16 protein-coding genes are annotated in these 14,764 nt (G+C 50.2%); 10 read left to right on the forward strand and 6 right to left on the reverse strand.

Annotation, left to right across the window (positions count from 1 at the left end; translation table 11 throughout):
- Positions 1-8 precede the first annotated feature (8 nt).
- From aspS to VD907_00225, 5 genes are all read left to right on the forward strand, one after another.
- Positions 9-1,412: an aspartate--tRNA ligase gene (aspS, locus tag VD907_00205; GenBank protein HYG83285.1), complete on the forward strand. Its 1,404-nt coding sequence runs from the start codon at positions 9-11 to the stop codon at positions 1,410-1,412.
- A 40-nt stretch (positions 1,413-1,452) separates the two neighbouring features.
- Positions 1,453-2,118, forward strand: coding sequence for a YdcF family protein (locus VD907_00210; protein HYG83286.1), 666 nt, complete (start codon positions 1,453-1,455; stop codon positions 2,116-2,118).
- Positions 2,119-2,205: 87 nt separating this feature from the next.
- Positions 2,206-2,814: a YdcF family protein gene (locus tag VD907_00215; GenBank protein ID HYG83287.1), complete on the forward strand. Its 609-nt coding sequence runs from the start codon at positions 2,206-2,208 to the stop codon at positions 2,812-2,814.
- Between the two features lie 70 nt (positions 2,815-2,884).
- A complete protein-coding gene (locus tag VD907_00220; GenBank protein ID HYG83288.1) occupies positions 2,885-3,373 on the forward strand; it encodes a TspO/MBR family protein in 489 nt (162 codons plus the stop codon).
- Between the two features lie 8 nt (positions 3,374-3,381).
- A complete protein-coding gene (locus VD907_00225) occupies positions 3,382-3,774 on the forward strand; it encodes a hypothetical protein (protein HYG83289.1) in 393 nt (130 codons plus the stop codon).
- A 60-nt stretch (positions 3,775-3,834) separates the two neighbouring features.
- Here the strand turns inward: VD907_00225 and VD907_00230 are convergent, their stop codons facing one another.
- From VD907_00230 to VD907_00240, 3 genes are read right to left on the reverse strand one after another with little or no spacing between them, the layout of a single operon-like run.
- Positions 3,835-4,716, reverse strand: a complete 882-nt coding sequence (locus VD907_00230) for a hypothetical protein (protein ID HYG83290.1) — start codon at positions 4,714-4,716, stop codon at positions 3,835-3,837.
- A gap of 9 nt (positions 4,717-4,725) precedes the next feature.
- Positions 4,726-5,988, reverse strand: coding sequence for a glutathionylspermidine synthase family protein (locus VD907_00235; GenBank protein ID HYG83291.1), 1,263 nt, complete (start codon positions 5,986-5,988; stop codon positions 4,726-4,728).
- Position 5,989: 1 nt separating this feature from the next.
- A complete protein-coding gene (locus tag VD907_00240; protein HYG83292.1) occupies positions 5,990-6,391 on the reverse strand; it encodes a hypothetical protein in 402 nt (133 codons plus the stop codon).
- 211 nt (positions 6,392-6,602) lie between these two features.
- Between VD907_00240 and VD907_00245 the strand changes: the two genes are divergently transcribed.
- Both VD907_00245 and VD907_00250 read left to right on the forward strand, forming a co-directional pair.
- On the forward strand, positions 6,603-7,526 hold the full coding sequence (locus tag VD907_00245; GenBank protein HYG83293.1) for a DUF84 family protein: 924 nt from the start codon (positions 6,603-6,605) through the stop codon (positions 7,524-7,526).
- Between the two features lie 90 nt (positions 7,527-7,616).
- A complete protein-coding gene (locus VD907_00250; GenBank protein HYG83294.1) occupies positions 7,617-8,747 on the forward strand; it encodes a glycosyltransferase family 4 protein in 1,131 nt (376 codons plus the stop codon).
- Positions 8,748-8,813: 66 nt separating this feature from the next.
- Here the strand turns inward: VD907_00250 and VD907_00255 are convergent, their stop codons facing one another.
- From VD907_00255 to VD907_00265, 3 genes are all read right to left on the reverse strand, one after another.
- Complete coding sequence (locus tag VD907_00255) at positions 8,814-10,088, reverse strand: ABC transporter permease (GenBank protein HYG83295.1); 1,275 nt, start codon at positions 10,086-10,088, stop codon at positions 8,814-8,816.
- Positions 10,078-10,800, reverse strand: a complete 723-nt coding sequence (locus VD907_00260) for an ABC transporter ATP-binding protein (protein HYG83296.1) — start codon at positions 10,798-10,800, stop codon at positions 10,078-10,080. Before VD907_00260 ends, VD907_00255 begins: the two co-directional genes overlap by 11 nt.
- A gap of 97 nt (positions 10,801-10,897) precedes the next feature.
- The gene (locus VD907_00265; protein ID HYG83297.1) at positions 10,898-11,047 is read right to left on the reverse strand and encodes a hypothetical protein; all 150 of its coding nucleotides are present in this window, start codon (positions 11,045-11,047) and stop codon (positions 10,898-10,900) included.
- A 140-nt stretch (positions 11,048-11,187) separates the two neighbouring features.
- On the opposite strand from VD907_00265, the gene VD907_00270 reads away from it, so the two are divergent.
- The 3 genes from VD907_00270 to VD907_00280 all read left to right on the forward strand — a co-directional run bounded on the left by VD907_00270 (position 11,188) and on the right by VD907_00280 (position 14,750).
- Positions 11,188-11,433, forward strand: coding sequence for an AbrB/MazE/SpoVT family DNA-binding domain-containing protein (locus tag VD907_00270; GenBank protein HYG83298.1), 246 nt, complete (start codon positions 11,188-11,190; stop codon positions 11,431-11,433).
- Between the two features lie 8 nt (positions 11,434-11,441).
- Complete coding sequence (locus tag VD907_00275) at positions 11,442-13,133, forward strand: MDR family MFS transporter (GenBank protein HYG83299.1); 1,692 nt, start codon at positions 11,442-11,444, stop codon at positions 13,131-13,133.
- A gap of 216 nt (positions 13,134-13,349) precedes the next feature.
- Complete coding sequence (locus tag VD907_00280; protein ID HYG83300.1) at positions 13,350-14,750, forward strand: hypothetical protein; 1,401 nt, start codon at positions 13,350-13,352, stop codon at positions 14,748-14,750.
- The last annotated feature ends 14 nt before the right edge of the window (positions 14,751-14,764 follow it).

Genomic DNA, 14,764 nt, shown 5'->3' on the forward strand with positions numbered 1-14,764 from the left:
AGGAAGTTATGGCCAGAATTTGGGCAGCAGAAACCGCGACTAGAATTGATGAAATTGTTGAAATTAAAGGCTGGGTACACGCTCGGCGTGATCATGGCAAGCTTATTTTTATTGATATCCGTGATCGCAGTGGTTTGCTACAGGCCGTGTTTTGGGGTGGCGGCGATAAAGAATTATTTGAAAAAGCCAGCACGCTCCGTAGTGAATACGTGATTGCCGTCAAGGGTAAGGTGCAAAAGCGCGGTGAGCGGCAAGTTAATCCCGACCTTCCGACTGGGGTGGTGGAATTAGCAGTCGAAAGCCTAGAGATTCTTAACGAAGCCGAAACGCCAATTTTTGAAATTGAAAAAGCCGCTGAAACTGGCGAAGAGCTCCGTATGCAGTACCGCTACCTCGACATGCGCTCGGCTCGAATGCAGGAAAACCTGAAAAAGCGCCATCAAGTCATAAAATTAGTGCGCGACGAGTTGGACAAACAGGGCTTTTGGGAAATCGAAACGCCGTATCTCACCAAAGGCACCCCTGAAGGCGCCCGCGAATTTGTGGTGCCGGCGCGGCTAAGCCCCGGTAAGTTTTTTGTGCTGCCGCAATCGCCACAGCAATTTAAACAGCTATTGATGGTAGGTGGCACCGAGCGCTATTTCCAAATTGCTCGCTGTTTCCGCGACGAAGACACTCGCGGTGACCGCCAAGCCGAATTCACCCAAATGGATCTCGAAATGAGCTTTGTTGAGCGTGAAGACGTGATGGCGCTGAACGAAAAGTTACTCATCGCAATAGTTGAGCAGCTGTACCCAGAAAAACGGATTCAGCAAGTGCCCTTCCCGCGCATTTCATATAAAGACGCGATGGAAAAATATGGCACAGATCGACCTGACCTCCGTGAAGATAAAACCGACCCGAATCTGCTGGCCTTCGCCTGGGTTATTGACTTTCCTTTCTTTGAAAAAACTAACAAGCAAGAACATCATGGTGCCGAAGGCGAGTGGACATTTACCCATAACCCGTTCAGTGCGGCTATTCCAGAGCATCGTGAATGGTTGAAAAACAAAGAGAACATTGGTGAAATTTTAACTACTCAGTACGATATTGTGCTCAACGGGTATGAAATTGGCGGGGGGAGTATTCGTAACCACAAACCAAGCGACCTTAGAAAAGTTCTGGAAATTATTGGCCATAAACCCGAAAACATTGATCGCGACTTTGGCCACTTGCTTAAAGCCTTTAGTTTTGGCGCGCCACCACACGGTGGCATTGCCTGGGGCCTTGAACGGCTGCTGATGATACTGCAAAACGAACCAAGCATTCGTGATGTCATGGCTTTCCCTAAAACTGGCGACAGCCGCGATCTCCTAATGGAGGCTCCTTCGGATATTCCTGAAAAGCAGCTGAAAGACCTAGGCTTGCGGTAAAGTTAATAAAAAATTAACCTCTCATCACTACACTAATTTGGTGATCATTTCCGAAGAGGTGACTGACGCTATTGTTGTGTTTGGTCTACAGCTTGGAGATAAGGGGGAACTTTCAGATTGGCTCAAGGCACGGATTGACGCGGCTGTCCGGCTCTACAAAAAGGGTAAAGCAAAGCATATCATTTTTTGTGGGTATTATCCGCTGAAGCGTAAAGATCTGCAAAAATATCCGGAAGCGACGGCCATGAAGCAGTATTGCCTCGAGACATACCCGGAGGTGCCCGCAGCAGTTATCTTTAAGGAAGAGCGTTCGCTCTCGACGCCGGATAGTTTGATCTTTTTGCGGTCAGGGTTTCCAAACCTGAAGCGATTCACGATTGTTACCCAAAAAACGCTTGGGAAGCGAATTAAATTCCTTCAGGAAATGATTTACGGTCGGTCGGCGAAGGTGGAGTACGTCGCGCTCCCTTCAAGCGATAAAGATTTTCCGCTTGAGGCCTTTCTGCTCGATGATATGAAGTGCACCTTTGCGTTTTATACGGACCATCTTCCGGGCGGAAAGTATAAGCCGGGCGAATACCAGAAGCTCCTTAACCCCGACGGCACTACTCGATGGGACGAGCTACGCTTGTTGCATCACGACTGTCCTTTCTGGAGTGATGACCCAAGCTCAAGGATTCGCCATCCGCATTCTGAGTTCCGTTAACCAGAACTCGTGAGGCGCCACGCGAAGTGGCCGCTGCAGCTTCGGCTGGCCTCATAAATAGCTATTATTTTAGGGTATACTATAACGGTGCATGCTTCTCGGGTAACAAAAGCTGTTGTCGTGTTTGGCTATAAGGTAAATGAAGGGGGTGAGCTGCATACATTCGCTACGCAGCGTATCGATCGAGCTGTCGAAGAGCATAATCGAACCGGCTGGCCGCTGATTTTTTGCGGATCCCGCTCGTTCAAAAACTCTCAATCGGCTTGCTTTTCTGAAGCTGAGTTGATGAAAGACTACTGCCAAAAAACGCATTCGGTGCCGGCCGAGGTAATTTTTACAGAGACTCAGTCGACTTCTGCCCCTGAAAACTGGTTGTATTTGAAGGCAAGCTTTCCGAGCCTGAAAGAAATTGTTCTCCCTACGCAGGTACCGTTGATGGGGCGTTTGAACCTCCTTCGCCAGATGATATACGGCACCGATAAATCTCCACAGGTGCGGTACGCGGCGATCGCATGTTCGCCAAAGGAATTTCCGCATGAGCAGCGGCGAATTAAGGTGCTGCAGTGTATCTTCGCTAATTACATTCCCGGCTTCAGGCCCGGAAAGCACAAAATGTTGCTTGATGCCGCCGGTCAAAGCTGTTGGCCAGCATTTGCGGCGCAGCACAAAGAAAAGTGTGCCATTGAGCATGGTTGATTGAAGCTCAGCAGCCTGGGGGCTCCCCTCGGTTGCTGAGCTCATTTTAAGCTCATGATATAATAGGAACATGAATTCGCCAACAGGGGATGCGCAGCGGATCGGATTATTGCTAGGTTGTCTAGCTTTACCGTTTGTAGCGGCTGGAATTGGCTCTTTATTTACCTCGCCAGCTATCCCCGGTTGGTACGAAGCTTTAAGTAAGCCCTGGTTCACGCCGCCAAATTGGGTGTTTGGGCCGGTATGGACTGTTCTATATCTTTTGCAAGGCATCGCCTTATACCTCGTGGCTCGTACGCAGCAGGCGAATAAGGGGTTGGCGATCGGGGTATTTTTAGTGCAGCTGATCTGTAATGCGCTTTGGCCAATTGTCTTCTTCGGTGCGCATCAAGTGGCCTGGGCGCTGATTGTCATCGTGCTACTGCTGTTCTTGATTATTGTAACCATGCAGGTATTTCGGGGTATTTCTCGGCTGGCTGCTTGGCTATTATTGCCGTACGCGCTATGGACGAGCTATGCAACCGCGCTGAATATTGGTATTCTAGTACTTAATAAATAGGTGGAAATATGAAACAGCCAGCACACAAAAATCTTGTTATTCTTACAGTCATTCTCGCGGTGATTGCCGGTATTGCCGCAGTGCTATTTATTAGCGGTGCCTTTAACCGGCCGTTCTTTGAAGAAGATAGAACGACGCCACCCGGGGAACGCGTGGTACTAAGCGGGGAAGTTGTTTGCTTACCACACAAAGATACCTCTGGTATGCAAACCATGGAATGTGCTTTTGGCTTAAAAACGGCTCAAAATAAATACTATGCCCTCCGTGATCAGTCGAGTGTGGGCAATTTACGTGAAGTTGGGCAAAAGGTAAAGGTGCAGGGTACGCTCACGGCACCGGCGGCTAATGAAATATATAATATTGTTGGCGTGGTGCAGGTTCAAAAAATAGAGAAGCAATAATATGAAAAGCGCCCCTGCCTTGCCTGAAATAACAGACAAAACAGGGGCGACGTACCTGAGCTAGTTGAGGAGGTTGACGATCGGGGTGACGATACTGCTCACCAGTACCGCAACACCCACCAGCACGCCGGCCATCGCTGCGGCCGGAACTTCGGCGTCTTCGCGTTGCGCCTCGCTCACCGAACAGTAATGGAAGATGACCCGGTTACTAATGGCACGAAGCGGGTAGAGCAGGACCATGCTGATGACGAAAGTCAATCCGAAGCCGATCAAGGCAGCCGACCAACTGACGAAATCACCAGCGATGGCGTTGCGTAGCAGGATGCCCATAGCCAGCAGTACGCCCGTCAGCTCGAAACTGGCTGCCAACTTGCCGCTGCGGGACGCGGCCAGCAAGTTCTGGTGCTCACGCAAGTTGCGCAGCTTAACGCCACCGAATGCAGCGATCAGGCCGAGCGCAGTGAACGTCACGGTGGCACTAATGGCGATTTCGGTGCTCGGCGTCGAACCACTCAGCGCACCGTTCAGGATTAGCCCCACCATCACGAAGGCGGCTGCCTTGGTGATGCTGATGCCCATGTTGTCCTTGTGGGCATCATGCAGGCGGGGCGTGCGACCTAGGTACCGTTCGATTACCAAGTAGGCAACTACGAGCACCACTGTCACCCACAACAGGCCCATGAAGGCGACGAAAACACCGCTGATGCGTCCAGAAAAGTCGAAACAGGCGGTGGCACCGATGATGTGTGCCAGTAGCACGCCCAAGCGCTGCACCAGGTACGGCCAATTCCGCCGCACCATGATCTCGTGGTGGTCGTTGAAGCTGGTGATTCTGTTGAGTACCAGCCACAAGCCACCGACGATCAGGATGGCGAGCGCCGTTTGAAGTAGAAAACTGACAGCCGCTGCGGCATCGGCCCAACTAAGGTCTACGGTCGACATACCTGCTCCTTACTGGGTGACAACGTGGGGAACAAAACAACTGGTGTTATCGGTGACGAGTCCCGGGCTCTCTCGAATGCCCAACCCGGCCGATTCGCCGTCAACCACCCATGCCCCGAGCATTGGGTGATGATTGTCGCCAGAAAACGGTGAACGGAAATTGGGCAACCCAGCGAACTGTTGAACGATGTAGTTTCCCTTGCTGTAATTGCCCGGCGTGCTTAAAACCGCTTTGCCGTTACGGACAATTTCGATATTTGCACCCTCGCGGCTAAGTAGCGGCTTTCTCACGAAGTCCGTGAGAGTATGCTGCTCATCAGCGAAGAAGGTGGGCAAGAGGTACTGGCTGAGCTCAGAATCGTTGCCAAACTGCTTCCAGAGCAGGGCCAAGAAGCCCTTATTACTCCAGAGCAATTTATACGGCGGTTCGATCCAGGTCGTGCCATGCTTCAGGTAGGGCGGGTACTTTACATCGGTTAGCCATTCCCACGGATACAGCTTGAAGATAAGGTCGATTGCCTTACCTTGCTTGTTCATGTAGAAGAAGCTGCCGCCCGTGACATCGAAGACATCAAGGCTTTCGACCGAAATCAGCTCAACCTTGAACCCAGCCTGAGCAGCTGTTTCCGCTAGGTAAGCGGTGTTAACCAGGTCTTCACCAGAAGTATCTTCGGTCGAAAAGGCGAAGTAGATGCAGTCGACGGTGCGATTAACTTGCCGTTCGAACACGCCAACTTGACGTTTCCAGGCCTCAATCAGCATCTCGTGCATATTATTCCACTGCGTTTCACCGATGTGCTTGGCGAAATTCAGCCAATTCCACTGCACGACTGACGCTTCGAAAAGCGTGGTAGGCGTATCGGCGTTGAACTCGAGCAGTTTGGGAATCTGCAGGCTTGGGTCAGCTTTTGAAAGCTCGCAGTCGCCGGCGAACCGGATATCGAACCGCCCATAAACGCTGGGCGAATCTTCTTCCCAGCTTCGCCTGATCTCAGGCAGCGCCTTGTAGGGGACCGTCAAGCCCTCGAGAATAGAACGAATATCCGACCTACCAAGCAGGTGCTCGGTGAGGTCGTAATACATTCCGTACAGCCTGTCCGTCGCCTTTTCCAGGACTTCAACTTCAGTAGGTGACAGGACGTAGTAGGCGTCTTCACGCCAATAATCCACCATTTTGCCATCGGGCAGGAGGGCGTGGTTGTAGACCAACCCCTCGCTATGCACCTGGGCGCGCCACCCTTGGCGAGGCTCAGCGTCGTGTTTGCGCCACATGTCAGCCTCCGCTGCTTCCGCCACTTGGCCCCTTGCCGATGCCTGCGCTCATGCGCGTACCAACAACTGGCTTGCCATTCGGTGCAACGCCGATGCTTTCGCGACCGGCCTTGTCGTTCCAGGCAACCTTGCGGGCGATCTTTTTATCTTCTACCTTGTGGCCATGGGCGTAACTGGTGTGCCCATCGACAACAATGATCGAGGTATGGCTGCCGCCGTACCCCATGCCGTCGTCATCACAGCCTTCAGGGCTGACAACCATATTCTGGTCATCAACGCAGTAGATAGTTTGTGGTTCGCGGTCGTCGTCGAGTGCTTCGTAAAGCACCCACACACCGGCGCCAGCGAGGCCAACTGCTGCGAGAACAAGCAGCGCCTTCCGCTCTTCGGGCAAAAGTGCCATCAACACTCCTTTGTTAAGGTACGGTCTCTGGTTGCCCTTTTGGGCGTAAAGAGACGAGGAGGATGATCCTCCCTTATTAAAAATCCTGCCCGCAATTTCTAATAACGGGTATCAAAACTCACGTAACAGGCTTATTTTACTATAAAACTAGAAAATTGTAAATGAATTGTTACTTAACGATATAAGGATAGATATTGCTATAATAAAGCCTATGAAAATCTCACTCTGCGGCTCTATTACCTACGGCAAAGAAATGTTGGCGACCGCTGACTATTTAAAAACAAAAGGTTTCCAGGTTGAAACGCCTGATATGAACGAAGACCGTGATTGGTCTAAGCTAACGCCCCCCGAGGCCGACGCCTTGAAAGACCAGCTCATGCGGCAGCACCTCGATAAAATCTATACTTCAGACGCCGTGCTGATTTTTAACAAAGACAAAAACGGCATAAAAAACTACATCGGTGGCAACACCTTAATGGAAATGGCTTTTGCTTACGCTGATAATCTCGAAATTTTTCTCCTAAACCCAATTCCAGATATGTCATATGCGCTTGAAATAGCCGGTTGTCGGCCAATTATTCTTGATGGCCAAATTGATCGCCTGATAGATTACTTTAATCGCCTTCCTACAGTGCTTGTTTCGAGTGAAAGCGATATTAAGCTTCGGGCGGTCAGCCGAGGCCTAAGAAAAGCAGGCTTGCGCACCACGGTCCGCGGGATAAAAAGCAACTCCAATGTTTCTGAGCAGCCGCAAACCATTGAAGAAACCTATGCCGGCGCCATGCACCGCCACGACCAATTGTTGCAGCAAGGGGTAGCCGATTATTACGCGACGATTGAAAGCGGCAACCACGCTTTTCACCCCAACCACAACGTGTTTGGGAGCCATGTGGTGGTGCTACAAAAGCATGGCGATACCCTGCGGGCTGGCTTAAGCGCTGATATTGAACTGCCAAAAGCTATGACCGATAAAGTACCAGCAGTCTACTCCGATCTAGGTACGCTCGTTCAACAAGAATATGGCATGCCTGAAAAAGACCCTTATTTACCCATCACCAATCGCAAAGTCTCACGTTTGCAACTGCTTGAAACAGCCGTCTATAACCTCGCGGTACAGAACGACTTTCTTAACTAATGCTTAAAGACTGGTGTTTTCACGGTGATAATCGGGCAAAATGTGCTAAAATAGACGCAGCACAATAGGCTTTAAGCCAAGGGAGGATGCATGAAGATTGCGACGATGGTTCGAGGGTACATACCCGCGCCGCGTCCTGCTGATATGGTGTACGCACCGATTGATCTTGCAGTAGCTATCAGCGAACAGCTGACGAAACGTGGACATGAAGTAACTTATTTTGGGCCAAATGGCACGCATTTACGCGCAGAGGTAGAGACACGAAATCTCCGACCACTAGCCCATAACTATGAAGAATTTGCCGGACTACTGAAAAATATTGACGCGCTCTCTCACCATGTGCCGGGCATGTGGGACGCCTACCTGGTTCGTGAAATGTTTGAACGGGCGCGCCAGGGTGAATTTGACCTTTTGCACTTTCATCACCCGGAATCGGCTTTGCCGTACGTTCATTTGTATCCGGATGTACCAGTCATCTATACCTTGCACGACCCGATTAATCCGCTGTTTCGTGAGGTGCTTGAGATGTACCAAACGCCGAGCCAGTATTTTGTGTCGATTTCAGAAAACCAGCGCATTCCGGCGCCAGATTTGCCGTATGTGGCAACGGTTTACAACGGTATCGATACCGACGTATTCGAACTGACCGAAGAAAAAGACGATTACCTGCTGTTTGCAGGCCGCATTAATCAGCAAAAAGGTGTGAAAGAAGCAATCCAAGTTGCCCAACAAACAGATCACCGGTTGCTGATTCTTGGGCCCATTTACGCCGATCAGCAAGAATACTTTGATCAACACGTAAAACCGCACCTCAATGAAAAGATTCTGTATCTTGGATTCGTTGAGCGTGAAACTGCCGTTCGGTATTTCCAAAAAGCCAAGGCATTCTTGATGCCCATCCAGTGGGAGGAGCCGTTTGGCCTGACCATGGCCGAGGCTATGGCTTGTGGTACACCGGTGATTGCAATGCGCCGCGGCTCGGTGCCGGAAGTGGTGGCCGATAAGAAAACCGGTTACATTGTTGATTCTGTTACTGAGATGGCCGAAGCCGTCGCGAAGGTCAAGCGAATCAAGCCGGAAAACTGTCGTAAGCACGTTGAAGAACGCTTCTCGACCGACAAGATGGTCGATGGCTACGAAGCCGCCTTCCAAAAAGCTATCGAGCAATTTCAGCAGTATAAAAATAGCGCTGAAGTAGCCGCCGGCGACGCGAAAAAATAACCTAAGGTTAAGTATCAAAAAATCCCTCTCATCTCGAGAGGGATTTTTAATAGGCAAAGTTGTATGCTATTCAGTCCGAAGGGCTTCGATCGGATCAAGCTTAGCTGCACGTCGGGCTGGTAAGAGGCCAGCGAGCAGGGCAATAACGCCAAGCGATACAATCACAATCAGGACATTAAGCGGGGTTACGATAGCGCCAGGCGCGCCAGAACCACTGCCGGCGGCCAGCGCGTTCAGCCAAATGATAACAGGAACCGAGAGTACTATACCAATGATACTGCCGGCAATACCAATCCAAGCCGCTTCCAGTGAAAACAGCCCCAAAACACCACTGCGCGACATGCCGAGTGCCTTCATGATACCAATTTCACGGGTGCGTTCGTAAACGGTCATGTATTGAGTGTTGACCACCCCAAAGACGGCGGCCAGAATCGCGATACCGCCAATTCCCAACAAGAACAGGCGAATGATATTGATCTGATCAAGGAACTCCTGGTTCATTTTAGCAACGCTATATACTTTATAGCCGGCATCTTCAAGCGCTTTAACGCCTGCGGTCACATCGGCTTCGCTATCTGATTGCACACGCATATTGATAACGTTATAGGTAAGTTCGCCGCCCAAGCCCTGCTGTTCTTCGTAGGCCGCGACTTTTTTAGCTAGTTCGTTATTGGCTTCAATTGCAATGAATGCTTCATCGAAGGCTGGGTCATCTTCAGATTTAATAATGCCCTTAATTACGGTGTCGACCGATACCAGCGTCCTTTCGCCGGTTGAGAAATCCGTTTCTTCACGGCCAACCGTGACCCTTTGGCCGATAGCAGTCTCAGGGGTCAAGCCGGCTTTTTCAACAAAACTTTCCGGCAAAAAGATACCGTCGGTGCCAATATCCTGACGATCACCTTTTATGAGCTGTGGCTGTTCTTGCAGCGTTAGGGGGTTTACGGCGTATGTCGAAAATCGCTCCTCGGCAATTACAAGGGTAGAGATGTTTGTTTCGTAGACTGGCTCAACGTCTTTAACTGCCGAGAAGGTGCGGATTTTTTCAACATCGGCATCTTTTAGGGTGAAGTTTTGGTAGTTCTTGCTTAGATTTTTCTGCTCGTCTTCGGTGCGCAGGCCGCTCTGGACGCCTTCTGCCTTGCCGGTGACGAGCAGTACGTCTTTTTGAATATTCACTCCGAGGGATTTATTAAAAGTTTCGCTGGCTGCCGAAGTAATTGCCAGTGTCAAAGAGATAGTAAAAGCACCAACCGCCAGCGAAAGGGAGGTTAGAATAAAGCGGACTTTGTTTTTTAAAACATTTCGCCAACTTCGTTTTAACAGGTCATTAAAGCGCATTAGTAACTACTCCTTGCTTTTGGGTTGATGGTGACCGGCTGGGGATGATTTTTTCAATCTGTCCATCAAGTAGGTGTACTTGCATGTCGCAGCGGGCGGCGAGCTCTGGGTCGTGGGTGACGATAATTAGTGTCGAGCCGAGCTGTTTATTAAAGCTAAACAGCAAGTCTTCGATTACTTTACCGGTAGTTGAATCAAGGTTACCGGTCGGTTCATCGGCAAAAATAATACTAGGACTATTCACGATGGCCCGGGCGATCGCCAGGCGCTGTTTTTGCCCGCCCGAAAGATCACGCGCCTTCACCTGCTTTTTGTCGGTGAGTTCAACTTTAGCGAGCGCTTCTTCGATTAAGCGGCTACGGTCATTCGGGTTGGCTCCGCTAATCTCCAGCGGTAAGCTAACATTGGTTAGGCAGGTTTCATCGGCCTGCACAAAAAATGACTGAAAAATAAAACCCATCTTCTGCGAACGGAAGGCATCCATTTGCTTGGGGGTAAATTGCAGAATGTTTTGGCCATCAATCACAATACTGCCGCTTTGTGGCCGGTCGAGGCCGCTCATAACGTGCATCAGGGTTGATTTTCCTGAACCAGAACGCCCAACAATTGCCACACTAGTACTCTTTGGCAGTTCAAGATTAATTTCTTTCAAGGCATAAAAGGCAGTAGCCCCCTTGCCGTAGACTTTGCTAACGTTCGTGAGTTGTATCATATCTTCTTATTATATAGTAGTGCGCCCTGTAACAACAGGACGCACATCACGAGCACGATTTATGGAGGAAAAACAGTTTAAGAGCGCGCAGGCTTAATCAAGATCGATGAGGCCATTGCGCGGCTCGCTTAATGCGTTCGACCTTCTCCTTTGGTGTCTCCACCGGTGGAATCGGGGGAATATTACGAGGCGCTGGTGCTGCAACATCAATCCGGCGGGGACCGATTGCTCCAGGCTTACGCTTCATACTTCCTCCTTTGTAAGGGGCCCGAGTACTTAAATTGTAACATGAGATATTAAATACTGAATCGCCGGACGGGTGCATAGATTGACAATCAGGTATGATTTGTATAACATGTATAACAAATAGAGACAGGAGTAGCGCAGATGCACGACATTAATTTTTACGGCACGGTGACCGTCGGTGCTAAAGGGCAAATTGTGATTCCGGTTGAAGCTCGCGAAAAAATGAATATCCAGCCGGGCGATAAACTATTTGTCATCGGCACCGGGCCAGAAGGCAAAATGCTCGGCATTTGCACCGAAGATAGTGTGCGAGGCATCATGACAGCACTTAGCGATAAGCTAGACAAAATGCGTCAAGCTGTTACTCCTGACGACAGTAATAAATAAAGGACTTTATGTTACATCATATAAATTTTAGACAAAAAGTAATTGTCATGCTCGCGGTTATGTCGGGTATGTTTTTGGTGGCGCTCGACCAAACTATTATGTCAACCGCGCTCACTAAAATTGTTGAAGAATTTAACAGCTTCAGTAGCCTCAGCTGGGTAATCACCGCATATCTGCTTACCAGCACTATTTCAGTGCCAATTGCCGGTAAGATGTCGGATATCTTTGGCCGACGGCTGGCGCTATTGGTTGGTGTGGGAATTTTCACCCTGGCTTCATTCCTTAGTGGTGCTGCCCAAAGCATGGACCAGCTAATTTGGTTCAGAGCGCTGCAGGGTATTGGTGGCGGTATTGTGATGAGTAACGCTTTTACTATTATTGGTGACTTATTTAACGCTAAGGAACGCGGTAAGTGGCAGGGTATCATTGGTGGTATCTTTAGCTTAGCATCGGTAATCGGCCCCGTGCTTGGCGGCTTCTTGACCGATGGCAATACCATTTTTGGCCTCACGACCGATTGGCGCTGGACGTTGTGGATTAATATACCGATTGGTATCGTTTCGCTTATCCTGATTGCTGTCTACTGCCCAAGCATTAAGCACGACCACAAGCCAAAAATTGATTTCCTCGGTGCGGGCTTAATTGGGCTGGCGCTGGCGACCTTGGTGCTATCGGTTGAAAATACTGAACATATTTTTGCCGATGTGATTACTGCAACTGGCCTGACTAGCGGTGCTATTCAGTTGATACTACTCGGGATAGCAATTATTTCGACGATCGGCTTTATTCTGGCTGAACGGCGAGCCGCCGAGCCAATTCTACCGCTGAGCTTCTTTAAAAAGCGTAACTTCAACTTAATGTCGTTGATTGCCCTCTTTTCGGGTGCAGCTTTCTTGGGCGGGATACTCTACCTTACCCAGTTTAACCAGCAGGTGTTTGGTGCCGGGGCAACTGAAGCCGGCCTGATGATTCTGCCGATGATTGCCGCTTTAACAATCAGCAGCATTGCCTCGGGACTTCTAGTTGCAAAAACGGGTAAATATAAGCCACTGTTGATTGCCGGATTGGGGATTGCTACCATCGGCATTGGCGCTCTAATGACACTGACGGCCGAGAGCACATATCTGCAAGAGGCGCTACTCATGGCGATGGCAGGGCTCGGTATCGGTTTGACATTCCCTGTTATTAATATTGTTATCCAAAACGAATTTGAACAAAAAGATCTTGGGGCGGCCACTTCGTCTTCGCAGCTGTTTCGTAGCCTCGGTTCAACGCTTGGTACGGCAATTCTGGGCGCCATGCTAACAACAGGCGTCGCAGCACAGTTAGGTGAAATTAAAAACGACGCCTACATTCAAACCTTGCGCCAAAACCCGCAATCGGCCCAAATGGTGGAAAAAGTTGACGCCAACACTTTGCTGGCGCTGAACACTGCCGAGTCACGTGAGCGGATTATCATCGGTGTTGAGCAAGGCTTGGCACAGGCGCAGCTTCCCGACGCCCAAAAAGGGATTATGAAGCAGCAATTTGTTCAGCAACAAACCGCTTTCGGCGATAAAGTAACCGGTGCATTTGCCGAAACACTACGCGGTATCTTCTTCGCTTCAGCGGCGCTAATGGCTGCTGCAATACCGCTCGCTTTCTTTGTAAAGCAGCGCCCAATGCGCCATATGCCCGATACCCCTGGCGTGATTGAATAGTGTTAATTACACAATAGAAAACACTACCAGTAGCGTTATAATAAAGAAACAAGTTAAAAGTTAATCCTCAGGCAGACTGGAATCACGTGCAATTCGTGAGCTGTGCCGCAACGGTGAAAGCCCGACACAGTCTGCCATACTGAGGTTCCCGAGCAGGATATTCTCTCCCTTTTTATATGAGGGATTATGCTGCTCGGCCAAAAAGAGAATGGAAGAGTGGCAGAAGTAGGGGAAGATGTTAGGGAGAAGGTAGCTGCGCAAAAAGAGCGCGACTTTGTGCGTTTTCACGAATTTGAAGCGCGCCACGAAGCCAGTTTACGGCTCGATGAAGAAACTGATCTTTCTGAGCGGTTATTCATACCAATGGAGAACACTTTTCATTATGAACTTAAAGACGACAAACTTTACTCCGAATTTGGCGATCAACTCGAAGAAATTTTTATAAGAGGCTATGTCGATCTTCGCGAGTATGCTACCACTCGGCCAGACCTGACCTTTGAAATAAATCGACGCTACCAGGATATCTTAGAGGTGCGCCAAGCCGAAACCTTACAGCCCGGCGAGACAATGGTGGTGTTTTCGCCCATCCCCGATGATGTGCGCTATGGCCGAACGCATATCGATGCCTACAACCGCGAACGGCTGAAAATGCTGGTGCGAGTCTATGAACACGCTGCCGATACGCCGAACGGCTTTTCAATAACTTCTTTTTCACTCGACGGCTCGAATTATGCGGCTATGCAAGCTGCGGCCCAGCGGCTTGGTATCGATATTCCCGACGGACTTGGATCGGAAGATATTGTGCAGCAGCGCCATGTATTTACCGCTAACGACGAGCGCCTTGAAGTGGTGCGTCAGGAAGCACAAACTGGTAAGCAGACAGTCTCTAAGGCAATGGTGGATGCACTGCGCCAAGGTTACGATGACAGCCTGGAGGAGCAGCTTGGCGGCCAATGGCATGCTGGCCGGCCGGCGCTTAATGAGGCCGATGCGCTATCGTTTATTCGTTCGCAGCCAGAAATCTTTGAAGCCCACATGAAGCAGGTCAAGACAATTATAGCCACTGTGCGCGACGTAGCCACCCAAAAACAGCGTCTGGCTGATGCGCGCTACAACTGCGCGGCGGCGCTAGACGACCTGCTGCACGGCAAGCGCGTCGATAGCCTTGAGCAAGCCGGGGCCGACGCCCGCGCTGAAGGTCGAGATTACAGCGGCGATTGCATCACAACGCCAGTTACTTCCACCGAACAACAGGCCGAACGGCTTGGCTACCGGGTAGATTCGCTCAAGTGTGTGGTCTGCCCACTACCAAAGTGCGGGCGAGTGGTAGATGCCAAGCGCACCGCCCAGGGCGGTATTTACTGCCCGGCTTGTCGTCGCGAAGCCCGGGGCGGAAAAATTATTGAGCATACGGCACCCGAAAGCAGTACGCAGCAGTCTAGCAACGAAGCCTGGATTTTTTCAACAAAAATAGTCGAAAAACAACCAGCACTGCGGTTTCAGCACGAAATTGCTATCGGGACTGCCGTGGTGACGGCCATGGCGCCAAATGGTCAGGTTATCGCAACCGGCGACGAAGCTCGCAGCTTATATTATAAAAGCCAACGCCAAGCATAACCGACTTGTGTCGG

Source organism: Verrucomicrobiia bacterium, from assembly GCA_035629335.1.
GTDB lineage: Bacteria > Patescibacteriota > Saccharimonadia > Saccharimonadales > Saccharimonadaceae > DASUUR01.

Coding starts and splice junctions, on each gene's coding strand:
- aspS (HYG83285.1), top strand. CDS start 9: ATGGCCAGAATTTGGGCAGCAGAAACCGCGACTAGAATTGATGAAATT.
- VD907_00220 (HYG83288.1), top strand. CDS start 2,885: ATGAATTCGCCAACAGGGGATGCGCAGCGGATCGGATTATTGCTAGGT.
- VD907_00225 (HYG83289.1), top strand. CDS start 3,382: ATGAAACAGCCAGCACACAAAAATCTTGTTATTCTTACAGTCATTCTC.
- VD907_00230 (HYG83290.1), bottom strand. CDS start 4,716: ATGTCGACCGTAGACCTTAGTTGGGCCGATGCCGCAGCGGCTGTCAGT.
- VD907_00235 (HYG83291.1), bottom strand. CDS start 5,988: ATGTGGCGCAAACACGACGCTGAGCCTCGCCAAGGGTGGCGCGCCCAG.
- VD907_00240 (HYG83292.1), bottom strand. CDS start 6,391: ATGGCACTTTTGCCCGAAGAGCGGAAGGCGCTGCTTGTTCTCGCAGCA.
- VD907_00245 (HYG83293.1), top strand. CDS start 6,603: ATGAAAATCTCACTCTGCGGCTCTATTACCTACGGCAAAGAAATGTTG.
- VD907_00250 (HYG83294.1), top strand. CDS start 7,617: ATGAAGATTGCGACGATGGTTCGAGGGTACATACCCGCGCCGCGTCCT.
- VD907_00255 (HYG83295.1), bottom strand. CDS start 10,088: ATGCGCTTTAATGACCTGTTAAAACGAAGTTGGCGAAATGTTTTAAAA.
- VD907_00260 (HYG83296.1), bottom strand. CDS start 10,800: ATGATACAACTCACGAACGTTAGCAAAGTCTACGGCAAGGGGGCTACT.
- VD907_00265 (HYG83297.1), bottom strand. CDS start 11,047: ATGAAGCGTAAGCCTGGAGCAATCGGTCCCCGCCGGATTGATGTTGCA.
- VD907_00270 (HYG83298.1), top strand. CDS start 11,188: ATGCACGACATTAATTTTTACGGCACGGTGACCGTCGGTGCTAAAGGG.
- VD907_00275 (HYG83299.1), top strand. CDS start 11,442: ATGTTACATCATATAAATTTTAGACAAAAAGTAATTGTCATGCTCGCG.